The 23,188-nt window shown below is 69.3% G+C and carries 19 protein-coding genes; 2 read left to right on the top strand and 17 right to left on the bottom strand.

Features of this window, described 5'->3' with window-relative positions; translation table 11 throughout:
• Positions 1 to 4: 4 nt before the first annotated feature.
• From J8I33_RS12305 to J8I33_RS12265, 9 genes are read right to left on the bottom strand one after another with little or no spacing between them, the layout of a single operon-like run.
• Positions 5 to 247, bottom strand: coding sequence for a hypothetical protein (locus J8I33_RS12305; RefSeq protein ID WP_089490489.1), 243 nt, complete (start codon positions 245 to 247; stop codon positions 5 to 7).
• Positions 248 to 300: 53 nt separating this feature from the next.
• The gene (locus tag J8I33_RS12300) at positions 301 to 1,824 is read right to left on the bottom strand and encodes an altronate dehydratase family protein (RefSeq protein WP_209936000.1); all 1,524 of its coding nucleotides are present in this window, start codon (positions 1,822 to 1,824) and stop codon (positions 301 to 303) included.
• On the bottom strand, positions 1,821 to 2,984 hold the full coding sequence (locus J8I33_RS12295) for a D-mannonate oxidoreductase (RefSeq protein ID WP_089490425.1): 1,164 nt from the start codon (positions 2,982 to 2,984) through the stop codon (positions 1,821 to 1,823). Before J8I33_RS12295 ends, J8I33_RS12300 begins: the two co-directional genes overlap by 4 nt.
• A gap of 31 nt (positions 2,985 to 3,015) precedes the next feature.
• A complete protein-coding gene (locus tag J8I33_RS12290) occupies positions 3,016 to 4,026 on the bottom strand; it encodes a zinc-binding alcohol dehydrogenase family protein (protein WP_089490426.1) in 1,011 nt (336 codons plus the stop codon).
• 22 nt (positions 4,027 to 4,048) lie between these two features.
• The gene (locus tag J8I33_RS12285; RefSeq protein WP_209935993.1) at positions 4,049 to 4,924 is read right to left on the bottom strand and encodes an amidohydrolase family protein; all 876 of its coding nucleotides are present in this window, start codon (positions 4,922 to 4,924) and stop codon (positions 4,049 to 4,051) included.
• Complete coding sequence (locus tag J8I33_RS12280; protein ID WP_124555364.1) at positions 4,921 to 5,937, bottom strand: aldo/keto reductase; 1,017 nt, start codon at positions 5,935 to 5,937, stop codon at positions 4,921 to 4,923. The genes J8I33_RS12285 and J8I33_RS12280 overlap by 4 nt, the downstream gene beginning before the upstream one ends.
• A 29-nt stretch (positions 5,938 to 5,966) precedes the next feature.
• The gene (locus J8I33_RS12275) at positions 5,967 to 6,914 is read right to left on the bottom strand and encodes an ABC transporter substrate-binding protein (RefSeq protein ID WP_050016802.1); all 948 of its coding nucleotides are present in this window, start codon (positions 6,912 to 6,914) and stop codon (positions 5,967 to 5,969) included.
• A 42-nt stretch (positions 6,915 to 6,956) separates the two neighbouring features.
• Entirely contained in the window at positions 6,957 to 7,988 is a 1,032-nt protein-coding gene (locus J8I33_RS12270; protein WP_050016800.1) for an ABC transporter permease, read from the bottom strand.
• Complete coding sequence (locus J8I33_RS12265) at positions 7,981 to 9,525, bottom strand: sugar ABC transporter ATP-binding protein (protein WP_209935987.1); 1,545 nt, start codon at positions 9,523 to 9,525, stop codon at positions 7,981 to 7,983. The genes J8I33_RS12270 and J8I33_RS12265 overlap by 8 nt, the downstream gene beginning before the upstream one ends.
• A 233-nt stretch (positions 9,526 to 9,758) precedes the next feature.
• On the opposite strand from J8I33_RS12265, the gene J8I33_RS12260 reads away from it, so the two are divergent.
• Both J8I33_RS12260 and J8I33_RS12255 read left to right on the top strand, forming a co-directional pair.
• Positions 9,759 to 10,460, top strand: a complete 702-nt coding sequence (locus J8I33_RS12260; RefSeq protein WP_050016796.1) for a FadR/GntR family transcriptional regulator — start codon at positions 9,759 to 9,761, stop codon at positions 10,458 to 10,460.
• Between the two features lie 264 nt (positions 10,461 to 10,724).
• Positions 10,725 to 12,830, top strand: a complete 2,106-nt coding sequence (locus J8I33_RS12255; RefSeq protein WP_209935980.1) for a TonB-dependent receptor — start codon at positions 10,725 to 10,727, stop codon at positions 12,828 to 12,830.
• Positions 12,831 to 12,871: 41 nt separating this feature from the next.
• Here the strand turns inward: J8I33_RS12255 and J8I33_RS12250 are convergent, their stop codons facing one another.
• The 8 genes from J8I33_RS12250 to J8I33_RS12215 form a co-directional block, all read right to left on the bottom strand.
• Positions 12,872 to 14,125 (bottom strand): arsenic transporter, encoded by a 1,254-nt coding sequence (locus tag J8I33_RS12250; RefSeq protein WP_124630160.1) that lies wholly within the window; start codon positions 14,123 to 14,125, stop codon positions 12,872 to 12,874.
• A gap of 37 nt (positions 14,126 to 14,162) precedes the next feature.
• Positions 14,163 to 15,428, bottom strand: a complete 1,266-nt coding sequence (locus J8I33_RS12245; RefSeq protein WP_209935973.1) for an MFS transporter — start codon at positions 15,426 to 15,428, stop codon at positions 14,163 to 14,165.
• Between the two features lie 21 nt (positions 15,429 to 15,449).
• Positions 15,450 to 15,995, bottom strand: coding sequence for a hypothetical protein (locus tag J8I33_RS12240; RefSeq protein ID WP_089490443.1), 546 nt, complete (start codon positions 15,993 to 15,995; stop codon positions 15,450 to 15,452).
• A gap of 42 nt (positions 15,996 to 16,037) precedes the next feature.
• On the bottom strand, positions 16,038 to 16,619 hold the full coding sequence (locus tag J8I33_RS12235) for a hypothetical protein (protein ID WP_348636011.1): 582 nt from the start codon (positions 16,617 to 16,619) through the stop codon (positions 16,038 to 16,040).
• 369 nt (positions 16,620 to 16,988) lie between these two features.
• Positions 16,989 to 18,365: a sigma-54 dependent transcriptional regulator gene (locus tag J8I33_RS12230; protein WP_209935960.1), complete on the bottom strand. Its 1,377-nt coding sequence runs from the start codon at positions 18,363 to 18,365 to the stop codon at positions 16,989 to 16,991.
• Entirely contained in the window at positions 18,347 to 19,837 is a 1,491-nt protein-coding gene (locus tag J8I33_RS12225) for a HAMP domain-containing sensor histidine kinase (RefSeq protein WP_209935954.1), read from the bottom strand. Before J8I33_RS12225 ends, J8I33_RS12230 begins: the two co-directional genes overlap by 19 nt.
• A 371-nt stretch (positions 19,838 to 20,208) precedes the next feature.
• A complete protein-coding gene (locus J8I33_RS12220; RefSeq protein WP_209924498.1) occupies positions 20,209 to 22,347 on the bottom strand; it encodes a LamG-like jellyroll fold domain-containing protein in 2,139 nt (712 codons plus the stop codon).
• Positions 22,348 to 22,838: 491 nt separating this feature from the next.
• Positions 22,839 to 23,156, bottom strand: a complete 318-nt coding sequence (locus tag J8I33_RS12215; protein ID WP_209935948.1) for a hypothetical protein — start codon at positions 23,154 to 23,156, stop codon at positions 22,839 to 22,841.
• Positions 23,157 to 23,188: the final 32 nt, after the last annotated feature.

Below are 23,188 nucleotides of genomic sequence, written 5' to 3'. Positions count from 1 at the left end.
CCGCTCACGGGCAAGGCCGCGTACCGAAGCGCCGTTGCAGTTCGATGATCGTCGGCAGGTTGAAATCGTGGACGTCCGGCGCGGCGCCGCCCTGCCGCCGGCTGACCTCGACACTAAGTTCCAGCGCACGCGCGCGCGTCTCGGCGAGCAACCTCAGCGCCTCGCCGAGCAAGCCCTTCTCGAGTTCCGACAGCGAGCCGTCCTGATCGATTTCGCCGATCGTCGGCTCGCGCATGCGGGTTTCCATCGCGGCTTCTCCTTCGCTGTCCGATTGCGCGCGGTCGCACGTCGCGTCGCGCATTACATGACCGCGCCGCGCAGCCACGGCACGAATTCGCGTTCGCCGATGCCGTTGTCCTCGCTGCGGGATCTGCGTCCGGACGCGACGTCGAGCATCAGCCGGAACAGCCGTTCGCCCGCTTCATCGACCGTCAGCGAACCGGCGACGATCCCGCCGCTGTCGAAATCCATGTCCGATTGCATCCGCTCGAACAGGCCGGTCGTCGTCGCGACCTTGATCGTCGGCACCGGCTTCGAGCCGAACACCGAACCGCGGCCCGTCGTGAAGCACACGAGATTCGCGCCGCCGGCGATCTGCCCGGTGGCCGACACCGGGTCGTAACCGGGCGTATCCATGAACACGAGCCCGGCCTGCCGCACCGGCTCCGCATAGTCGTAGACCGCGCGCAGCGGCGAGCGGCCGCCCTTCGACACCGCGCCGAGCGACTTCTCGAGAATCGTCGTGATGCCGCCGGCGAGGTTGCCGGGCGACGGGTTGTTGTTCATTTCGCCGCCGTCGTCGGCGACGTAGCGCTCCCACCACTGCAACCGGCCGAGCAGACGCTCGGCCACGTCGCGCGACGCCGCGCGCGCGATCAGCAGATGCTCGGCGCCGTAGATCTCGGGCGTCTCGGACAGAATCGCGGTGCCGCCGTTGCGGACCAGCAAATCGACGGCCGCGCCGAGCGCCGGATTCGCGGTGATGCCCGAGTAGCCGTCGGAGCCGCCGCATTGCAGGCCGACCGTCAGCCGCGAGGCCGGCACGGCGCTGCGACGCGCACCGTCGGCCGCCTCCACCAGTTCGCGCACGATCGACACGCCTTTGGCCACGGTGTCGCGTACGCCGCCCTCGTCCTGGATCACCAGCGTGCGCACGGTGCCGGGCGCGGCCGCGTCGAGCCGTTGCGCGAGCGCGCCGACCTGGTTGACTTCGCAACCAAGGCCGACGAGCAGCACGCCCGCGAAATTCGGATTCCGTGCATAGCCGACGAGCGTGCGCCGCAGCAGTTCGATGCCGTCCCCGGTCGCGGACATCCCGCAGCCGCTCTGATGGGTGATCGCGACGACGCCGTCGACGTGACCGAACGCATCGAGCGCGCCGTGCCGGTAGGCATCGGCGATCGCATGACAGACGCTTGCCGAACAATTGACGCTCGCGATCACGCCGACGTAGTTGCGGGTCCCCACGCTGCCGTCGGGCCGCACGAATCCGTCGAAGGTATCGCGGCGATCCGTCGCCACGTCGTGCGCGTCGCCGACGAGCCCGTCGTCGTGCGCATGCCGCTCGGGCATCCCGACGTTGTGCACGTGCACGTGCTCGCCCGCGGCGATGTCGCGCAGCGCGACGCCGATCGGCTGCCCGCATTTGACGATCGCGCTGCCGCGCGCGATCGGCGCGGTGGCGACCTTGTGGCCGGCCGGTACCGCGTCCGCCAGCCGCAACGGTGCGCCGTGCACGTCGATCGGCACGTCCGGCGCCAGCGCGTCGAGTACGACGGCGACGTTGTCGTTGCCGTGAAGGATCACGACTGCCGGTTGCTTCACGATGTATTTCTCCCAGTGGTTGCGATGCCGGCCGGCTCATAGCGGGCGACGAGTTGCCGCAAGCGCGGTTGGTCGGCCGGCACCGCCAGCGAATCGGCGAGCGCGAGCAACGGCTCGATCCGCCGCGCCACCTTCTCGCGATGGTTGACCGCGATATCGGCGATGCGATGCGCGAGAAACGGATTCAGAAAGCGCTCGCGCACGCTGTCGACGTAGCGTTCGGCCGTTTCGCGCAGGCCGAGCGCGACGAACACCGGCTCGACTTCGTCCCGCCACACGGCCTCGAGACCGTCGCGCAGCCGCGCGTCGTTCATCGCGTTCAGCACCGTTTCCGATGCGTCGCGCCCGGCCGCGAGCCACTGTTCCGCGAGCCAGCTGTGCCCGAGATTGAGGAAGAACAGCTTCAGCCGCTCGTGGCTGCGCAAATCGTCGGTGACGACGATCTGTGCATGCCGGCACGGCAGCGCCATGCCCGCACGTCGTTCGATCGCCCATAGCGCATACGGCTCCGCGATCGCGCCGACCGGATGAAGCGGCTCGGACACGATGCGGTCGACGAGCGAGTTGACCCACACGCAGCGGTTGCCCAGATAGTCGGCGAACGCGTCGGGCAGCCGCCACCGGCGTGCGAGGCCCAGCACGATGTCGCGCAGCGTGTCGCCGTTGTTCGTCACCAGTTCGCAAGGCAGGATGGACACGCCGTCATCGGGCCGCACCTGCCAGCGCGCATGCAGCAGCGCGAGCAGCTTCGCCGGAAAGCCGTGCGGCGCTTGCCCGGGTTGGGCCAGCAGGTCCACGGTGTCGCGCGGATCGGCACGATAGCCTGCGTCGCCGGTGTTCGACACGATGGCGCGCACCGTCTCGATCGCGGCGCCGCGTATCTCCGCCCAGTCGCGCTCGGCGTCCCACGCGCGATGCACGGCGCGGCACTCGACGACTTCGTCGACCACGCCGCCGCGCTCGCGCCCGCGAATCCGCACCGGATACCGGCCGGTGGCACGCAGCGCGTCGATGCGGGCGCGGCTGGCCGGATTGCCGGTCGTCTGCACGATACCGATGCCGCCCATCGCGTGGGCATCGTCCAGCGCCTGCGAGACGAACAGGTCGACGTGCGCGAGCAGGAAGCGGCTCGTGCCGAATTGCAGGATCGGCGGCGTCATCGCGTGCGCTCCGCGTGCCGGATTCGCTGGATCAGCATTCGACGAGCGCCTTCACGACGGTCTGCCCTGCATCCAGCAGACGCGGCAGCGCGTCCGGCACCTCGTCGAGCCGCATCCGGTGCGTGTTCAGCGCGCGGTCGGGAATCCTCCCTGCCCGCATCGCGTCGAGCACCGTCGCGAAATCCTCGGCCGTCGCGTTGCGGCTCGCGAGCAGCGTCGTTTCCCGTTTGTGGAATTCGGGATCCGAAAACGCGACGTGCCCGCGCACGATCGAGATCAACGTGTATTTGCCGCCATGCGCGACGAATTCGAAACCGCGATTCATCGCATCGAGGTTGCCGGTCGCGTCGAACACCGCATCGAAATACTCGCCGTTCGTCAGCGCGGCGAGACGCGCCGCGTCGCCTTCCCCCACCTCAACCGCCGCATCGACCGCCAGATGCTGGCGGCAAAACGCGAGCCGGTCGGCCCGCGTGTCGAGGCACGTGACGTCGGCGCCGCGCAGCTTCGCGAAGATCATCGCAGCCATGCCGATCGGCCCGGCGCCGACGACCAGCGCGCGCTGCCCGGCACGGACGTCCGCGCGCCGCACCGCATGCGCGCCGATCGCGAGAAATTCCAGCATCGCCGCCTGGTCGAGCGAAATGCCGTCGGCCTTGTGGACGAACTGCGCGGGCACGCTCAGGTATTCGGCCAACGCCCCGTCGCGATGCACGCCGAGCACCTTGATGTTCACGCAACAGTTCGTGTTGCCGTGACGGCATGCGACGCAGTGTCCGCACGACAGATACGGCATCACGTATACCGCATCGCCGGCGCCGAGCCCCGACGCCGGCTCCGCGTCGACGACGACCGCCGAAAGCTCGTGGCCCATCACGCGCGGATAGTCGAGGTACGGCTGGTTGCCGGTAAAGATGTGCAGGTCGGTGCCGCAGATGCCGACCCGTTGCACGCGCAACAGCACTTCGCCGCTGCCGCGCACGGGCGGTTCGCGATGCTGCACGCGCAGCACGCCGGGGGATTCGCAAATCACGCTGAGCATGTCGGGTTCCTTTCGTTCTGGTTCATTCGTCGTGGCGTGCGGTGTCGATCCGGTAGAAGCGGCGCGCGTTGCCGCCGAAGAGGCCGTCCAGCGCCGCGGCGCCGAGCAACCGCGCGCAATCGTCCTCGCACGCGGCCAGCCATTCGCCGTAGCCGCCGCATGCCGACGCGAGCCGCAGCACCGGCCAGTCGCTGCCCCACATCAGGCGCGTCGGCCCGAACAGATCGGCCAGCGCATCGACATACGGCCGCGTGCGCGCGCGCACCGCATCCGGGCCGGCCGACGGCCCCGCTTCGGTCCAGAGGCCGGACAGCTTGCAGTGAAGGTTCGGCAGGCGCGCGAGCCGGCTCATCGCGGACAGCCACGGCTGCAATTCGCCGCGCTCGATGAACGGCTTCGCGCCGTGGTCGATCACGATCGGCAGATCCGGATGGCGTCGCGCGAACGCATGCAGCGCATCGAGATGACGCGGCATCACCAGCGCATCGAAACCCAGCGCATGCTTGCGCATCGCGGCGACCGCGCGATCCAGCCGCGGATCGTCGATCCACGCGTCGTCCGGCAGATCCTGCAGCATCGGTCGCAAGCCGCGCGCCTTCGGCGCGAATGCAAACGCCGCGATTCGCGCCGGTGCGTCGTCGGCCTTCAGGTCGACCCAGCCGACCACCGCGCCGACGCTCGGCGTTTCAGCCGCGAGATCGAGCAGAAAGCGCGTATCGGCTTCGCTCGGCAGCGACTGCACGAGGACGGTGGTATCGATGCGCGCCGCGTCGAGCAGCGGCGCGAGATCGGCCGGGCCGAAGTCCCGGTGAATCGCATCGAGTTCGGCCGGCGGCCAGCAACCGGCTCGCGCGCCGATGCGCCAGTAATGCTGATGGGCGTCGATCCGTGCGGTCATGCGCGTGCTCCCGGCACCGGCGCGTGCGCATCGATCAGACCTTCGTCGCGCAGCGCATCCCACAGCTCGGCCGGCGCGGGGCGCTCGAACCAGTCGATGTTCTGCTTCAACTGGGCCACGCTGCGCGCGCCGACCACGCACGACACGACGGCCGGATGGCCGAACGGAAACTGCAACGCAGCGGCGGGAAGCGGCACGTCGAAGCGGTTGCACAGCGCGCCGAGCCGCGTGGCCTTGTCGATCACGTCGGCGCTCGCGTCCGCATAGTCGAACTTGCCGTTGCCGGCGAGCAGGCCGGAATTGAACACGCCGCCGATCACGATCGCCGTCCCGTCACGCGCGCACGCGTCGAGCAGCGGTTCGAGCGCCGTCTGTTCGAGCAGCGTATAGCGGCCGGCCAGCAGCACCGCATCGAGTTCCGCTTCGTTCCGCGCGTCGGCCGCGACTTCCCATTCGTTCACGCCGAGACCGAACGCGCCGATCTCGCCGCCCGCGCGCAGCGCGTCGAGCGCGCGAAACCCGCCGCCACGCGTCAACTGTTCCCAGTAGTGCGCGTGACGATCGCCGTGCGTCATCGCGCCGATGTCGTGCACGTACAGCATGTCGACGCGCGCGAGCCCGAGCCGCTGCCGGCTGTCGTCGTGCGAGCGCATGATCCCGTCGTAGCTGTAGTCGTAGACCGGCCGGAACGGCAGCGGCTCGGCCCAGCCGTCGTCGCCCGGCTGCACGCTGGCGTCGGCGCGCATCAGCCGCCCGACCTTCGTGCTGAGCGTGAACGCGCGGCGCTCGCGCGGGGCGAGGCCGGCCCCCACGCGCCGCTCGGACAGCGTGTAGCCGTAATACGGCGCGGTGTCGAAATAGCGCAGGCCGGCCGCCCACGCGGCGTCGACGAGCGCGGCGGCATCGGCCGCCGACATCGGCCGATAAAGGCCGCCGAGCTGCGAGCAGCCGAGGCCGAGCGCGGACACCGTCAGCCCGCTGCGCGGCAAGGTGCGCGTATCGTTTGCGTTCATGAGGCGTGACTGGATGCGGGGTAAAGGAATCAGTACAGGACGTTCTTCGCGGCTTGCGAATCGAGATTCTGCTTGTCGACCATCACGACGCCGGTATCGATCAGCTTCGGCGCGGGCTTGCGCTCGATCACGTCGAGCGCGGTACGCACGCCCTGGTTCCCCATCTGCCACGAGCCCTGCACGGCGATCGCCTGCACGGTGCCGTCGCGCACGAAGCCCTGCAAGTCCTCGTTGCCGTCGAAGCCGATCGCCACCACCTTGCCCGCCTTGCCGGACTGCTTCAGCGCCCGGCCCATGCCGACCGCGGTCGGCTCGTTCGCGCCGAAGATGCCCTTCAGGTCCGGGTTCGCCGACAGCACGTCGGTCGTCTGGTTCAGCGCGGTCGCCATTTGCGATTGCGAGTAGTAGGGGCCTACGACCTGCAGCTTCGAATGGCTCTCGAGGTACTTGCGGAACCCGCCGACGCGGCTGACCTCGGACCCCGCGCCCGGCACGTACGACATGATCGCGATCTTGCCGGACTGCCCGACGCGCTCGATCAGCGCCTTCGCGCACAGCGCGCCCGCCTTTTCGTTGTCGGTCGACAGGAACGCCTGGTAGTACGGCTTGCCGGCGTCCGCGATCGCCGAGTCGATCAGCACGACGGGAATGTGCGCTTCCCACGCCTTCTTGATCGCGGGCACGAGCGCATCGGGATCGGACGGCGCGAGCACGATGCCCGCCACGTGACGCGTGACCGCGTTGTCGACCATGTTGACCTGCCCGCTGATATCGGACTCGGCCGCCGGGCCCTGGAACGTCATCGTGTAGCCCTTGGCGCCGTCGAGCGCCGCCTTCGCGCCCTTCTGCACGTTCTGCCAGTAGTTCGAATTGACCGTCTTGACGATCACCGCGATCTCGCCGCCCGCCGCATGCGCGCCGCTGCTGCATACCGCGAATACGCACGCCGATGCCGCCAGCAGGATGGATTTGTTCATGTCTCGCTCCGCTTCTCGTTGGTAGGGACTGCTTGCTGCCGGTCAGGGCCGGCGATTGCGCAACTGGTCGATCCACACCGTGCCGAGGATCACGACGCCGATGATGATCTGCTGGATGAAGCTCGACACGCCGTTCATGTTCAGGCCGTTGCGCAGCACGCCGATCACGAACGCGCCGATCGCCGTGCCGGAAATCGTGCCGACGCCGCCCATCAGCGACGTGCCGCCGATGACCGAACTGGCGATCGCGTCGAGCTCGTACATCACGCCTTCGTTCGGCTGCCCGGTGACGAGCCGCGACATCAGCACGCAGCCGGTCACGCCCGCGAGTGCGCCGGACAGCACGTAGGTGAACAGCTTCACGCCCTGCACGTTCACGCCCGACAGCCGCGCGGCTTCCGCGTTCGACCCGACCGCGTAGATATGCCGGCCGAGCGACGTTCTCGACAGCAGCACGGACACCACGACGAACAGCACGACCATGATCACGACCGGATACGGGATGCCGGGAAAGGTCGTGTCGGGGAACCCGTCCGCGCCGATGTGCGAGATCCGCAGCAGCGCGCCGTTGCCGAGCGCGCCGAACGCGTCGCCGAGATCCGAGACCGGCCGCGCGCCGGTGATCTGCAGCGCGATGCCGCGCGCGACGAGCATCATGCCGAGCGTCGCGATGAACGGCGGCAGGCCCATCTGCGTCACGCAGATGCCGTTGACGAGCCCGCACAGCGCGCCGACCAGGATGCCGGCCGCCATCGCGGCGGGCACCGGCACGCCGGCCTTGACGAGCAGCGCCGCGCACACGCCGGCCAGCGCGAGCACCGAGCCGACCGACAGGTCGATGCCGCCGGTGATGATCACGCAGGTGGCGGCCACGCCCAGATAGGCGATCGACGTGACCTGCAGGCCGACCGTCATCAGGTTGTCGACCGAGAAGAACGCCGCGCTCGATATCGAGAACGCGAACACGAGCACGACGAGACTGCCCAGCGCCGCGAACTTCTGGATCAGGTCGCGCCGCCGCTGTCGCGCCGCCCGTTCGTCGGCCTGGCTTCGATCGGATGTCATTTCAAGCATGGGAACGCCCCGACGCGTAGTGCATGATCTCCTCCTGACTGGTGTGTTGAGTGTCGAGCAACGCGGTCAATCGACCTTCGTGAAACACGGCGATCCGGTCGGTCATGCCAAGCAGTTCGGGCAATTCCGAACTGATCAGCACCACGCCGACGCCGTCGGCGGCGAGCCGGTCCATCAACCCGTAGATCGCGAATTTCGCGCCGACGTCGATGCCGCGCGTCGGCTCGTCGAAGAACAGGATCTTCGAGCCGCGGTACAGCCATTTGCCGATGACGACCTTCTGCTGGTTGCCGCCGGACAGGTTGCGCACGCGCTGGTGCACCGACGGCGTGCGAATCGCGAGGTCCTGCACGTAGCGGCGCGCGACGTCGAGCTCGTCGTCGAAGCGCAGGAATCCGAAGCGTGACGTGATGCCGCGCACGTTCGCGAGCGTGAGGTTCGCCGCGACGGGCATCGGCAGCGCGAGCCCCTCCTTCTTGCGGTCCTCCGACAGATACGCGATGCCGTGCCGGATCGCCTCGCGCGGCGAGCGGATCGTCACGGGCCGGCCGTGCAGCGCGATCGTGCCGCCGTCAATGCGATCCGCGCCGAAGATCGCGCGGGCGATCTCGGTGCGCCCGGCGCCCATCAATCCCGCGAAACCGAGGATCTCGCCGCGGCGCAGCGCGAACGACACCGGCCCGAACACGCCGTCGCGGCGCAGGTCGCGCACGTCGAGCAGCACGTCGTCCGTCGGCACCGATTGCCGCGACGGATACGCGTCGTCGAGCGTGCGTCCAACCATGCGCGCGACGATGTCGTCGATGCTCACGTCGGCGAAATCGTCCGTCGAGATGTGACGCCCGTCGCGCAGCACCGTCACGCGATCGACGATCTGCGCCATTTCGTCGAGCCGGTGCGAGATATACAGAATCGCCACGCCGTCGGTGCGCAGTTCCTCGATGATCCGAAACAGCTGCACCGTCTCCGCTTCCGTCAGCGACGACGTGGGCTCGTCCATGATCAGCACGCGCGCATCGTGCGACAGCGCCTTCGCGATCTCGACCATCTGCTGCTGCGCGATGGACAGCACGCCGACCTTCGTCGTCGGGGCCACGTTCAGCCCGATGCGCGCGATGCAGCGCGTCGCATCCGCGTTCATCCGTTTCGTATCGACGAACGGCCCGCGCCGCGGCTCGCGTGCGAGGAACAGGTTCTCCGCCACGCTCAGGTGCGGGACGAGATTGAGTTCCTGGTGAATGATCGAGATGCCGGCCGCCTGCGCTTCGGAAGCCGAACGAAATCGCACCGGCGCGCCGCGATAGTGAACGACGCCGTCGTCGGGCAGGTACTGGCCGCTGATGATCTTCATCAGCGTGGATTTGCCCGCGCCGTTCTCGCCGCACACCGCATGCACCTCGCCGCGGCGCAGGTCGAGGCGAATCCCGTCGAGCGCGAGGACGCCCGGGAAGCGCTTGCGAATCCCGTCCAGGCGCAGGATCTCCCGGTCGGCTTCGTCGTGCGCGGCCTGACCGGGCAGATTGCGAGGCATTGCCATTGCGTCTCCTTGGGGTGGATCGACCGCGGCACTATCTGGTCAGTCCAATTTGGATGAATTACAGCAATCAAACCAACTTTGGTCAAGCCAATTTAACTATCTACATCCGATCTTACCAATAGTGAAAACCCCGACATCCGGATGAACCCGCTGCCACACGGGGCAAAGCGGCAGGCGTGATAGACTCCGCGACACGCGCTTGCGCCGAAAGCGCATTGATCCCTATCACTCGTATGAAATCGACAGAACCCAAGCGGCTTTACCAATCGGTCGCGGCCCAGATCGTCGCGTTGATTCGCCAGGGCGAATTCGCGATCGGCGAGCGGCTGCCGCCGGAGCGGGAGCTGGCGCTGACGCTCGGCGTATCGCGCCCGTCGCTGCGCGAAGCGCTGATCGCGCTGGAAATCGGCGGGCAGATCGAGATCCGGATGGGCTCCGGCGTGTATGTGCGCGACACGGCGGCCGACGCGGTCGGCCCGATGGCCACGCTCGGCGACAGTCCGTCGGAATTGATGCAGGCGCGCGCGGCCGTCGAGGGCAGCGTCGCCGCGCTGGCCGCCGCGCGGATGACGGCCGCGATGCTCGAGCGCCTGCGCCGCACGGTGCAGCGCATGAAGCGGCTCGCGGAGGCCGGCAAATCCCCGGTCGAAGCCGACCGGCAGTTCCACATGCTGATCGCGGAAGCCGCCGGCAATTCGGTGCTCACCCGCTTCGTCGGCGAGCTGTTCGACAGCCGCCACGACCCGATCGCGACCGCGATGCGCGGCCATGCGGAGAATCCGCAGACGTGGACGGCCGCCGTGCGCGAGCACGAGGACGTGCTCGTCGCGTTGCAGGCCGGCGATCCGATCGCGGCCCAGACGGCCATTCGCGCGCACCTTCGCGCGTCCGAAGCGCGGTGGATCGAGGGTGGGCTGAAAGCCGATCCGGATTAAATCGCGCGCGTGCTCCGGCACGCGTGTCGCCGCACACCCCAACCCACCGACTCCCCGCCTCGACGCGCTGGAAATCGCGTTTCCGCACGCGCCACGACTGCCGTCGCGCCGCCCGTGGCCGTGCACATCACCCCATCTCAAAATTACGATTGCAAATGCCTCTCATTTGCATTAAATTGCCGCGCAAATGTACTGTTTGGAACACAGATGTCGGCGCAAGGCCGCCCGCCGTGCCCGAACGCGAACGACACGAAAAGGAGAGGTATGAGCAGGAGGAACTGGGCGGCCGCGCCGATGGCCATCGTCGTCGGCACGACCGGCATGGGCGCCGCCGACGCGCAGGAAACGTCGCTGCCCACCATCGAAATCTCCGCGCAACGCGCGACGGCGCCGTTCCGCACGCGCGAATCGACGAGCGCGACGCGCAGCGAGGCCGACGTGATGGAGATTCCGTTCGCGGTCAGCAGCGTCGACACGAAGCTGATCCAGACCGTGGCCGCCACGCGCGGCGACGAGCTTTACGACTGGGTCGCGGGCGTGTCGCGCCAGAACAACTTCGGCGGCCTGTGGGACAACTACGCGGTGCGCGGCTTCGCCGGCGACGGCAACACGTCCGGCACCGACTACCTGGTCAACGGCTTTTCGTGGAATCGCGGGATGAGCGTGCCGCGCGACACCGTCAACCTCGAGCGCATGGAAGTGCTCAAGGGGCCGGCATCCGCGCTGTATGGCCGCGGCGATCCGGGCGGGATCATCAGCTATACGACGAAGCAGCCGCAGTTTGCACGCGCGAACACCATCGGCGTATCGGCCGGCAGCTACGGCGCACTGCGCCAGACCCTCGATTCGACCGGCCCCGTCACGAAATCGCTCGCGTACCGCTTCGTCGCGATGAACGAAAACAACGGCAGCTTTCGCGACACGGTGTCGAGCAAACGCTACCTGTTCTCGCCGTCGTTCACGTGGGACATCGGCGCGGACACGACGCTGCACTACGAATTCGAGAGCGCGCGTCAGCGCGCGCCGCTCGATCGCGGCGTGCTGGCGGTCAACGGCCAGCTCGGCGTGATCCCCGCGTCGCGCTTTCTCGGCGAGCCGCGCGACGGCGACTACGACGTGCGCAACACGGGCCACCAGTTCACGCTCGAGCATCGCATCGATTCCAGCTGGTCGGTCAATGCGGGCGTCGCGCAACGCAACACCGACCTGTCGGGGCGCTCGTCCGAGGCATTCGCATTGCAGCCGGACGGCCGCACGCTGTGGCGCCGCTACCGGCAAGTCGCGTTTCACTCGAACGACCTGCAGGGCCGCGTCGAAACCACCGGCTCGTTCCGCACGGGCGGTATCGGCCATACGCTCGTGATGGGTGTCGATGCGTATCGCTTCAACTACGACCAGTTCGTCGCGCGCTCCACGCCGAGCGCCGCGGCGCCGTATGCGATCGACATCTTCGATCCGGTGTACGGCCAGCCCGCGCCGACGCCGCGCACCGCGACCAACCTGCTCGAACGCGATAACGGACAAGGCGTCTACGCGCAGGACACGCTCGCGTTCGGGCCGCACTGGAAGATCCTGGCCGGGCTGCGTTGGGATCGCTTCCACCAGTCGATCGACAACCGCCTGAAGGGCGTGACGACGAGCCAGTTGCAGACCGCGGTGAGCCCGCGTATCGGCGTCGTGTATGAAATGAGCCCCGCGTGGTCGTTCTATGCGAACACCGCGTATTCGTTCCGGCCGAACAACGGCGCCGACGTCGGCGGCAACGCGTTCGATCCCGAAAAGGGCCACGGCTACGAAGCCGGCGCGAAATGGGCGGGCGCGCGCTCGCTCACGACCGTCTCCGCGTTCTACGTGACCAAGCGCAACGTGCTCACCGCCGATCCGGCGAACGCCGGCTTCTCGCGCGCGGCCGGCGAAGTACGCAGCCGCGGCGTCGAATTCGAATGGAGCGGCGATCTCGGCCACGGCCTGCGCGGCATCGCCAATTTCGCGTACGTCGACGCCGAAGTCACGCGCGATACCGTGCTGGCGCCCGGCTCACGCCTCGTCGACGTGCCGCGTCTGAGCGGCAGCGCGCTGCTGATGTACGAGACGACCCTGCCGTTCGCGGACAAGGCCGGCGCCGGCGCCGGCGTGATCTACGTCGGGCGCCGCGCCGGCAACACGGCCAACACGCAGGACGGCTTCGAGCTGCCGGCCTACGCGACCGTGCAGCTCAACGGCTACGTTCAGGTCAACAAGCACCTGCGCGCGTCGGTCGTGCTGAACAACCTGTTCAATCGCACCACCTACGTCAGCTCGTACAACAGCCTGTGGGTCGCGCCGGGCGCGCCGCGCAGCCTGTTCGCGTCGCTCGCTTACTCGTTCTAAGCCGGCCGGGACGGCTGACGCGACGCGCATCGCGCGTCGCGTCAGCCGCCGACCACGAACCGCGCGCCCAGCGCGAGCAGCAACGCCGGCGGCATCACGCACGCGCCGACCGCGAGGAATGCGCGGAAACCGACCTGCAGCCCTTCGCGCCGGATCGCCGTCAGCCACAGAATCGTCGCGAGCGATCCGGTGATCGACAGGTTCGGGCCGAGATCCACGCCGATCAGCATTGCATCGACCACCGTTCGCGGGCTGTGCGCGACGTGGATCGTCGAACTCGCGATCAGCCCGGCGGGCAGATTGTTGACCCCGTTCGACACCAGCGCGACCGCGACGCCGGCTACGGCCGCCGCAACGTGCTCGCCGCTTTGCATGAGCGCGTGTAGCAGCCCCGCCAGCGCGCGCACCGCGCCGGTCCGGTCGAGCGTCTCGACGACGACGAACAGCCCCGCGACGAGCGGCAACACGCTCCATGAAATCGCGCGAACGATCGGCACGCCCGCCGCGCGATCCCGCATCACCACGCACGCGACCGTGACGACACCCGCCAGCGCGGTCGGCAACCCGAGCGGGCGATCGGCGATCGATACCGCCATCAGCGCGACGGCCGTTGCGGCGATGCCTGCCAGCGCGATGCGGCCGCCGCTGGTCAGCGGCTGCACCGGCAGCGCGGACTCACAACGGCCGGAAAGCGCACGTCGCTGCACGATCCGCAGCATGACGAACGTGCACGCGATCGACGCGACGGACGGCGCCGCGAAGTGCGCGAGCCAGACGCCGAGGGCCGGCATGTGCGCGCCGTACAGCACCAGGTTCGCGGGATTCGAAATCGGCAACACGAAACTCGCGGCATTGGCGACGAGCGCACAGCTGTACAGCAGCGGCATCGGATCGGCCTTCGCGCGGCGCGCAGCGGCCAGGACCGCGGGCGTCAGCACGACGGCGGTCGCATCGTTCGACAGGAACACCGTGGTGACGACGCCGACCGCGTAGATCAGCGCGAACAACCGCCGCGGCGATCCCTGTGCGAGATTGACGACGTGCGTCGCGACCCAGTCGAACAGCCCCTCGCGACGGGCCGCCTCGGACAGCAGCATCATGCCCGTCAAGAACAGGTACACGTCGCCGCCTTTCGCGACGGCGTCCAGCGCCTGCGCGACGGGCAACAGGTTCAACCCGACCAGCAGCAGCGCGCCGCTCACGGCCCACGTGGCCTCGGGCCAGCCGAACGGGCGCGTGATGACGCCCGCGGTGGCGAGCGCGGAAATCAGCCAGGCAAGCGAAACAGGATTCATGGGCAAGTGGACGGAGGCAGGGGAATCGACATCGCTGTCACGACGATGTCGCCGATAAATCGGCGGGCTTGCCGCACGCGCTGCTCAGCGATCGCGCATGGCCGAGCCACAGCGCGAGCGAGCCCGTCGACACGGCGCCCAGCACGACGAACGCGGCCGGATAGCCGAAGTGCTGCGCGAGCATGCCGCCCAGCACCGGACTGAGCGCCGCGCCGATGCCCTGCGCGGTCGCGACGGCGCCCTGCCCGGCATTCACGCGCCCGGAGCCATGCAGCAGGCGCACCACGAGCGCGGGCACGACCACGCTTTGCAGACCGGCGCCGATACCGTCGAGCACCTGCACCGGCCACACGCCCGCTTCGCTCATCCATGTCGCGGCGACCAGCCCGCGCACCGGCAGCACGAGATACGAGCACAGCAGCACCCGCCAGTAACCGTGCGCGCGGATCAGCCGGGGCGCGAGCCACGCCGCCGCAATCATCACGCACTGCGCGATGACGATCGTCTGCGCGGTGAACGCGCTCGCGTTGCTGCGATGCGTGACGACGACGCCCATCCCGTAGAGCGGCAGCATCGCGGCGTTGCCGAGATGAAACAGCGCGAGCGACGCGCCGAGCAGCACCAGCGGCCGGTTCTCGGCGAGCGTGCGCAGGCCGCCGACGCGCGACGTCGACGCCGCGTCGAACGCATCGGGATGCGTCGCGTCCGTTGCCGGCGCAGCACCGGCAGGATCGAGGCCACGTGCGGACGCATGATCGATCGCGTACCTGGGAATCGCCAACGTGCTCGCGATCGCGAGGACCGTAAACACGCCGACGAGCGCGAACACCGCATCGAACCCGACATGCCAGCCGAGCCACCCGGCGAGCGCCGCCCCGGCGACGTTGCCGGCGTGGTTCGCCATCTGGTTGCGCCCGAACTGCCGGTCGAAACCCTGCCGGCGCACGATGCCGAGCGTCACGCCCGCGGCGGCCGGCGCCAGCATCGCGCCGCTGACCGCCGCGAGGATCTGCGACGCCGCCACCGCCGGATAGCTGTGGACGAACAGCATCGCCAGCGACGCAAGCGCCGTCGCCGCGGTCGCCACGACGATCAGCGCCCGCTTCGCGCGCACCGCATCGACGAGCGCGCCGGCCAACGGCGTCGCGGCCATCGCGGCGAGCCCGGCCAGCGTCATCACCGAGCCGATCGCATCGGCGCCCCAGCCGCGCGACAGCAGGATGACGCCGATGAACGGGCCGATGCCGGCCTGCACGTCGGCCAGGAAGAAGTTGAGCGCCTCGAGCGCGCGTGCCGGTCTCATGGGCGTCTCACCGTCACACGATCATTCGGCGTCCGCATCGACGAGCTCGGCGATCTCGCTCACGTCGAGCGTCGTGCCGTGCGGCGTGACGACGCCGTGGCCCCACGCCTGCACATGGACGCCGGGAAGCAGATAGTCGCGCAGGGCTTCAGCCGCATGCGGCGGCACCCGCAGCGCGACGCCGCTCGTCAGCAACGCACCGTTCAACTCGCCTTTCGGGCCATGCAGCCCGAACGCGACTTCGCCGCTCGATTCCATCGGCTGTCGAGGCGGTCGCGGCGGCTTCGGGACGGCGTGCTCCGGCCCGGCGTCGATGATGTCGATGCCGCCGCGACCGGTCAGTTGCACGGCCGCGATCATCGCCGCGCGACGCGGCTTGACGCCCCGCACGCGGATGCGGTCGCCGACCGCGACATGACGCACCAGTTCGCGGCCCAGATGCGGTGGTACGTGCACCTGGAGGTCGCCGTTCAGGATCAGGCCGTCGATTTCTCCGTGCGGATTGAGCAGGAACTGCGTGACGCGGCCGCGCGTTTCGGGCAGGCACGCGGGATCGATCCAGTGCATGACAGGACTCCTTTCGATGGATGGGGGAATAGCGTCGCGCGATCAGCGCGCGACATCGTCGTAGAGGTTCACGACATGGCCCGGCGCGCCGAACGCCGTCGCCTGCAACGCTTCGCCGTACGCATTGCGCGTGCCGTAACCGACCGCGGCCACGCGCTCGCCGGGAACGAGCAGCGCGCCGAATTGCTGCGCGGCCGGAACGGTCAGCTTGACGATCGTCCCGCTGTCGAGCATCACGCCGTCCGGCTCGCCGCGCGGCGCGTGCGTCACGCGGCGCACGACGCCGGACACGCTCAGGCGGGCGAGATTGACGCCGCGCAGCATCGGCGGCACGGGTGCGACGGGCGCGGGCGGCTGATCGGACAGCGACGCGCCGGTGCCGTCGTTGCGGACGACGCGTGCGCGGATTTCATCGTCGACGTGTCGTTCGCCGGCTATCGTGACACGCTGGCCCGACCGCACGAGCGCCGTCAATTGCGAACCGAGATGCGGCGGCAGGCGGACGAGCGTGCCGTCGGTCAGCACGAAGCCGTCGACGGCGCCTTCCGGATTGATCGTCAGCCGCGACAGCGTGCCGGAAACCAGCGCATCCGACGCGGTGTCGTTTCCGGGCGCGGCAGGCACAAGCGCACGAGGCCGGGGAGGAGCAGGCGGCGGCATGGCGCCGGCCGGGTCTTCCGCACGCGGCGCCGGCGGCACCTGCGCCAGGCTGACTGTTGCGACAGCAACGAGTGCGGCAGCGCAGAGCATGCGATGCGACCGGTGAACGGCGGCGCGGCGCCACGATCGCGATCGCGATCGAACGACAGGCTGGTACGACTTCATGACGGGCTCCGGCGACGGGTTGCGATGCATCGATATCCGCAATACCCGTGCCAACCTGAGAGGCACCGTGTGGCCGTGCGCCGAATGGCGAAGCACGTCTGACGTGTCGGATTTCCCGACACGTCGCTTCACCGGATGTCGGCATTCCCGACGGTCGAAACGGCGCGACTAGTCGTCCCGCTCGATCCCGAGATTCGCCATGCGCGCATAGAGCGACTGGCGGCCGATCCCGAGCTGCCTCGCGGCCTCCGCGCGATTGCCGTTCGCGCGCTCGAGCGCGTGCAGGATCGCCGCGCGCTCGACCGTCGCCAGCGCATCGGGCAGCGGCATGTCGAGCAGGTGCGCCGGCACCGCCTCGGCGCCCGACTCGCGCGCCGGCACGGCGGCCAGGCCGAGATCGGCCGCGCTGACGGCCGGCCCGGGGGCAAGCGCGGCCGCCCGCTCCATCACGTTGCGCAGTTCGCGCACGTTGCCCGGCCAGCGGTGATCGAGCAGCGCGCGCTGCGCGTCGTTCGTCAGATGCAGCGCGCGCATGCCTGCCGCGCTGCCGAGGAAATGCGCGGCGAGCGGCAGGATGTCGGCGACGCGCTCCGCGAGCGGCGGCAGGTGCAGCGGAATGACGTTCAGCCGATAGAACAGGTCTTCGCGGAACGTGCCGTTCGCGACGGCCGCGGCGAGGTCGCGGTGCGTCGCGGCCACGACGCGAATGTTGATCGCGGTCGGGCGATCCGCGCCGAGCGGCATCACCTGGCGCTCCTGCAACGCGCGCAGCAGCTTCGCCTGCATCGCGGCGGGCATGTCGCCGATCTCGTCGAGAAAAAGCGTCCCGCCGTCGGCCTCGACGAGCCGCCCCGCGCGATCGGCGTGCGCCCCCGTGAACGCGCCGCGACGATGCCCGAACAACTCGCTTTCGAGCAGATCGGCCGGGATGGCCGCGCAGTTCACGGCGACGAACGGCCCCGCATGTCGGGCCGATGCGGCATGCAGCACGCGGGCCGCCACCTCCTTGCCCGTGCCCGTCTCGCCGGTCACGAGCACGGTCGCGTCGCTCATCGCGGCGCGGCCGACCTGCTTTTGCACGTCGCGCATCGCGGCGCTCACGCCCAGCAGTTGCGGTCGATCCGCCGACGGTTCGCCCGCGAAACCGCTGTCAGGCGGCGCGAGCGCGGGCGGCTGATTCGCCGACACGATGCGTTCGAGCAGTTGCGCGATGTCGCGACGCCCGATCGGCTTCGTCAGGTGATCGAATGCGCCGAGCCGCATCGCTTCGATCGTGTTGTCGCTGGTCGCATGGGCCGTCAGCATGACGACCGGAATCGCGGCCAGCGCAGGATCGTCGCGCAGTTGCGCGAGCACGGCCAGCCCGTCCAGATCCGGCAGGCGGAAATCCAGAAAGATGCATTCGATGCCGCCGCCGTCGCGCAACGCGCTGAGCGCGGCGCGACCGGTTGCGGCCTCGACGGCCCGATGACCGAGATCGGCGAGCGTTTCGGCGAGGCTGTCGCGGAAGGCCGCGTCGTCGTCGACTATGAGGATGTTTGCCATGGAATTTCAATCACGAATGCGGCGCCCCCGTCGAGGCGCGCGTGCCCGCCATGCGCCGCCGCCACTTCGCGGACGACGGCGAGGCCGAGGCCCGTGCCATCCGCGCGGCCCGTCACGAACGGCTCGAAAATCCGCTCGCGCTGCGCGGCCGGCACGCCGGGGCCGCTGTCCGACACGGTGATGCACAGCCAGTCGCGCCCGGCGAACGCGCGCCGCTCGGCGGCGAGCGTGACCGCGCCGCCGTCGCCCGCGTGGTGCAGCGCGTTGAGCAGCAGATTGTCGAGCGCCCGCCGCATCTGGTCGGGATCGAAGGCGGGACGATCCGACGGCCACGCGAGCCGCTCGCCCTGCCCCGCGAGCGACAGCGTCAGGTCGATCGCTTGCCGCTGCGCGAACTCGCGGTGCGCATCGACGACCTGCGCGAGCCACGCGTCGACGTCGACCCGTGTCGCATGCGGGCGCACCGGCTGCGTCAGCGCGAGCAGGCTCGACAATTGCGCATCGATGCGCTCGATCTGCGCGAGGATCACGCGCAACGCGTCCTGCTGCCGCCGGCCATCGCCGGCCAGTGCGTTTTCCGCCTTCAGCCGCATCGCGCCCATCGGATTGCGAATCTCGTGCGCGACCTGTGCGGCAAGCTTCCCCAGCATGCCGAAGCGCTCGGCCTGCGCGAGGCGCGTGCGCAGTTCGTCGGCCTGCTGTTGCAGCAGGTCGGCGCGCCGCGCCCGCTCGTTGAACGCATCGATGACGCGGTCGAGATCGGGTTCGCCGACGTACGGCAGCTGATGCTCGCGACCGTCGGGCCCGAGCCCGCTCTCGATCCGCGCGAGATTGCGCTTCCATCGGCGCAGCGCCACGGCCAGCGCCGCCGCGATCGCCAGAATCACCGCGAGCACGGCCGCGAGGCCCGTGGCCAGCAATTCCCCGTGCCGGCCCAGCGGCGGGCGCGCACGCGTCAGCATCCACACGTACAGCCCCGATCCGCCGCGTACCGGACAGGCCGCCGCGATCACCGCATCCTGCGCGCCTTCGACGACGTTCGCCGTCGCGGCATGCGTCGCGGCCGCGGCGCGCAGCGTGCGGAGGATCAGCGGCGTTTCCGCTTCCGGAACGTCGTGTTTGACGCCGCTGCCCTGATAAGTCGGAAAGGAATACGCGAGAAAGCCGCTCGCCGCCGGGGCGGCGTCGGGCATCCAGAACCCGCCCTCCATGTCCGGCGCGCGGGACAGCACGATGTCGAGGATCGCGTGCATCAGGTCCGGGGCGGGCCCGGCGCCCGCCGACGCGGAAGACGCGCCGTAACGCGACGCGACCGCTTCGCAGGCCGACGCGCCGGCGGCCTTCGCGCTGGCCACCTGCTGACTCTCGGCGGAAGTCGCCGTAACCCAGACGACCGCGACCAGCGTCGCGCACAGCGCCGCGACGAGTGCCCAGAGCATGACGAGTTGGGTGGAAAACGACGGACGCTTCATCGGATCGGGCTGGCGGTTGAGGACGACAGAATAGCGTATTGCATGTCATGCGAAGCGGTCACGACCGGCATGCATTGCGCCGACTGCCGGCCCGATCGGATCGGAACGGCAACGGCGCGCGCCAGTGCCGTCACGCTCGCCACTTGCATTTCGGTATCGGCGACGAATCCCGCCGATCGCACGCGCCTGGGCCGCCTTGCCGCCATCGACATACGTGTCCGCAATCACCGCCTTCGCCGAGCCCGCGCCGTTGCGCCGACCGTACTCAGGCTTGAAGGTACCTGCCCGGAAAATCGAACGGGAATCGAAAACGCCCGCCGCCGGAAATCCGGCGTCGGGCGTCTCGACCCCTCTTGGCGTGCGGCGCGCCCCTACCGCGCAAGCGCGGCGACTTGCCCCGCCGTCAGCGCACCGTGGTACACGCGGAAATCGCTCACCAAGCCGTCGAAGGCCGGATCGGCCGCGAACTGCGACCGCCCGATCCAGTTGTTCGCGGTCGGACCGAGCCGCCACGGCGCGAGAAACGCGTCGGCCGCGCTGCCGACTGCTGCGCCGTCGACGTAGAGCGTGGCCGTCGTCCCCGCCAGCGTGACGGCCACGTGCGTCCACTGCGCGGCTCGCAGCGGCGCTTTCGCATCGATACGCCGCTCGCCGTGCGCCCCGTTGACCGTGATCGCGAAGCGCAGCGCGCCGGTGTCGGCGAGCGGCGTGAGCATCATGTAGCGCCCGACACCGGAGCCGAAGTCGAACACCCGCGACCACTTCCGCACGGTGCGCGCACACACCCATGCCGCGACCGTGAAATCCGACACGTCGGCGAGCACGCCCGCCGCAAGCGCGACGTAGCTGCCCGCACCGTCGAGCGACAGCGCATTGCCGCTGCGCCCCGGCGCGAACGCCGCCCCGCCGACCAGCGTACCGGGGTGCCCGTTGCCGCTGCGATCGGCGGCGGTGACGCCGCGCGATTCGTCGAACGGCAGCCAGATCTGCAGCTGCTGGCCGGTCACCACGCGCGCCTCCGCGGAATGCTGCGTTTCGCCGGTCGGCGTGGTTGCGCTCACAACGTAATACCAGGTGCCCGCGGCCGGGCTGTCCGTCCACGTCAGCGGATCGACGATGCCGGTCGCGACGGTCGCGTACGGGCCGCCCGACGCCGCGCCGCGCTTCACCGTATAGTGCGTGCCGTTCGCGACACCCCACCACGACAGCACCGCGCGCCCGGCGCTCGCGTGCGCGGTGAGCCCGCTCGGTGCGGGCGCCGGGCCGGCCGGATCGCGCGTATACATCAGCGTGCCGTAGCCGAGCTGATCGTAGCCGCCGCTGTTCGGCCCGTAGTTGCCGCCGCCACCCTCGGGCTGTGCGGCGAGCGCGAAGCGCTTCGACCACGGCGCCGCGAGCCCCTTGCGGTTCACGTAGTGGTTGTACACGAGCGCCCAGCACGGCCGGACCCCGCCCTGACCGCCGGTCGCGAACTGCGTTTGCGTGACGTTCACGTTCGAGTAGGTGACGTACGGCACGTCGAAGAACGGGCCGTCGGGCGATTGGCGCAAATTGGCTTTCGCGACGTATTCGGCGCCGGCAAGAAAACGGTTGTTGTCGTACCCGTACAGATCGACGCCCTGATTCCACGCCATCTCGCAAATCGCGCCGGCCAGCGCGATGCCGAGCGTGTTGTGCCCCTGGTCGCGGCCGCTCTCCTGCCACTGGCCGAGATGGCCCGGATGCAGGTAATACACCGCCTGCGGTATCGCGCCGTTGCCGGGCCCCGCGCGGAAATAGTCGATCGCCTCGTCGAACAGCACGCGGTCGTCGCACAGCACGCCGATCGCGAGGATCGACGCGATATTGCACAGGTCCCAGTTCGCCCAGTAGTGCGTGATCTCGGTATTGTTGTGACGATGCAGGAAATCGGTGTTGATCGGGTAGAACACGGTGCGCATCATCCGCTGGAACGCGGCGAAATCCGCGGCCGCCCAGCCCGGATAGCCGCGCATGATCTCGCCGGCATTCGCGAACTCGTAGCCGTACAGGCCGGCCGCGAGGTCGACGTTCGAATCGCCGCCCAGGCGCTTCAGCGTCGCCGCCCATGCGTTCATGATCCGCACGGCCGTGTCCGCATACAGCTTGTCGCCGGTCACCTTCCAGCGCAGCGCGCACGCATAGGCGGCGGCGACGTCGTTGTACAGGATTCCGTAGTTCTGCGGCCCGCTGCCGCCGCGATCGATCTCGACCTGCGGTCGCGGCTGCCACGACTGGCTCGCGTGGCCGTTCGCGATCAGCACCGACCAGCCGTCGAACCACGGCTGCGCGTGCGTCATCACCTTTTGCGCGACGCGATCGAAATCCGCCTGCGTATGCAGCAGGCCCGGATGGACGAAGGCCGCCGTCGAGCCCTGCGATACCGCGGCGAATGCGGCGCTCGCACCGCCGAACGTCCCGCCGCAGGCGAGCATCGCCCATGCGCCCAGACTGTGGAGAAACGTGCGCCGCGACATCGCGTCGTCCGACATCCATTCGGGTTGCGAAGCGTCGCCCGTGCGATGCGCGACCGCTTCGCGCATCGCGTTGTCCTTCGTCCAGTCCTTGCCGCTCATGCGTCTCCCTTGGTCGTTGCGGCCGCGCCCGCGCGCGGCCCTGGGTTCGAACTTCGTCGAAAGTGTGCCGCTGTCGCCGGAAGTCCCGGCACGGCGAAGCAGACGGCGGTTGGTCAGGCATCTGCGGAAGCGCCCCGCTTCGCCTGCACCGGCTCCGGCCGCCACACGTCATGCGATCCTGAACGCAAACGATGACAGTGGCGGGAAGCGGCGGCAACCGCGCATGGTGCGCGTCGGGATCGGGCGGGTCAATTACGCGTTGTAAGGAAACGGCCGCGTCAGCCCGCGACTCGGGGAATCGTCGTCCGCTGATCGGCGTGCGATTCGATTCGCCGCGTTGAGCGTCGACCGCGCGGCATGCGCGGCGCATTCGGTCCGCGGCCCGCGCGTCGGAGCCGCCTCGCCTTTCAACGCGCGTCCGCGGCAACGGCAGCGCGCTTCGACGCACCGTCCCGCTCGACTCGCTCGACGATGCGTGCCAGCCGAATGATGTCGGTCAGCGCGAAATCGGCTGCATCGGGCCGGGGCCGGCCGCACTGGTCAGCCATGCGCATCGCGAACGCGAGCGCTTCGGAACGCTCGCGCAGCAGCGCGCGCAGTGCATCCGCGATCACCTGCCGGTCGCGCGGGTCATCCAGGCCCAGCACGGAACCGGCATCCGGCATCGCGAACGGTCCGGCCACCCGCACGGAAACATCCGCCGCGCGCATCGTGTTTCGTTCCATGGTCGTCCTCTTCGTCGACTCGCGACCGACCG

This window comes from Burkholderia sp. AcTa6-5, from assembly GCF_017815075.1.
In the GTDB taxonomy this organism is placed as follows: domain Bacteria; phylum Pseudomonadota; class Gammaproteobacteria; order Burkholderiales; family Burkholderiaceae; genus Burkholderia; species Burkholderia sola.
The sequence above is the reverse complement of the archived record's forward strand: the minus strand, read 5'-3'. Positions and strand labels throughout refer to the sequence as shown.

What these genes read in the sequence shown, in the direction of transcription:
- J8I33_RS12265 (WP_209935987.1), bottom strand. Translation starts at nt 9,525, where the DNA reads ATGGCAATGCCTCGCAATCTGCCCGGTCAGGCCGCGCACGACGAAGCC.
- J8I33_RS12250 (WP_124630160.1), bottom strand. Translation starts at nt 14,125, where the DNA reads ATGAATCCTGTTTCGCTTGCCTGGCTGATTTCCGCGCTCGCCACCGCG.
- J8I33_RS12245 (WP_209935973.1), bottom strand. Translation starts at nt 15,428, where the DNA reads ATGAGACCGGCACGCGCGCTCGAGGCGCTCAACTTCTTCCTGGCCGAC.
- J8I33_RS12215 (WP_209935948.1), bottom strand. Translation starts at nt 23,156, where the DNA reads ATGGAACGAAACACGATGCGCGCGGCGGATGTTTCCGTGCGGGTGGCC.
- J8I33_RS12275 (WP_050016802.1), bottom strand. Translation starts at nt 6,914, where the DNA reads ATGAACAAATCCATCCTGCTGGCGGCATCGGCGTGCGTATTCGCGGTA.
- J8I33_RS12225 (WP_209935954.1), bottom strand. Translation starts at nt 19,837, where the DNA reads ATGAAGCGTCCGTCGTTTTCCACCCAACTCGTCATGCTCTGGGCACTC.
- J8I33_RS12240 (WP_089490443.1), bottom strand. Translation starts at nt 15,995, where the DNA reads ATGCACTGGATCGATCCCGCGTGCCTGCCCGAAACGCGCGGCCGCGTC.
- J8I33_RS12285 (WP_209935993.1), bottom strand. Translation starts at nt 4,924, where the DNA reads ATGACCGCACGGATCGACGCCCATCAGCATTACTGGCGCATCGGCGCG.
- J8I33_RS12255 (WP_209935980.1), top strand. Translation starts at nt 10,725, where the DNA reads ATGAGCAGGAGGAACTGGGCGGCCGCGCCGATGGCCATCGTCGTCGGC.
- J8I33_RS12280 (WP_124555364.1), bottom strand. Translation starts at nt 5,937, where the DNA reads ATGAACGCAAACGATACGCGCACCTTGCCGCGCAGCGGGCTGACGGTG.
- J8I33_RS12270 (WP_050016800.1), bottom strand. Translation starts at nt 7,988, where the DNA reads ATGCTTGAAATGACATCCGATCGAAGCCAGGCCGACGAACGGGCGGCG.
- J8I33_RS12260 (WP_050016796.1), top strand. Translation starts at nt 9,759, where the DNA reads ATGAAATCGACAGAACCCAAGCGGCTTTACCAATCGGTCGCGGCCCAG.
- J8I33_RS12305 (WP_089490489.1), bottom strand. Translation starts at nt 247, where the DNA reads ATGGAAACCCGCATGCGCGAGCCGACGATCGGCGAAATCGATCAGGAC.
- J8I33_RS12290 (WP_089490426.1), bottom strand. Translation starts at nt 4,026, where the DNA reads ATGCTCAGCGTGATTTGCGAATCCCCCGGCGTGCTGCGCGTGCAGCAT.
- J8I33_RS12295 (WP_089490425.1), bottom strand. Translation starts at nt 2,984, where the DNA reads ATGACGCCGCCGATCCTGCAATTCGGCACGAGCCGCTTCCTGCTCGCG.
- J8I33_RS12230 (WP_209935960.1), bottom strand. Translation starts at nt 18,365, where the DNA reads ATGGCAAACATCCTCATAGTCGACGACGACGCGGCCTTCCGCGACAGC.
- J8I33_RS12220 (WP_209924498.1), bottom strand. Translation starts at nt 22,347, where the DNA reads ATGTCGGACGACGCGATGTCGCGGCGCACGTTTCTCCACAGTCTGGGC.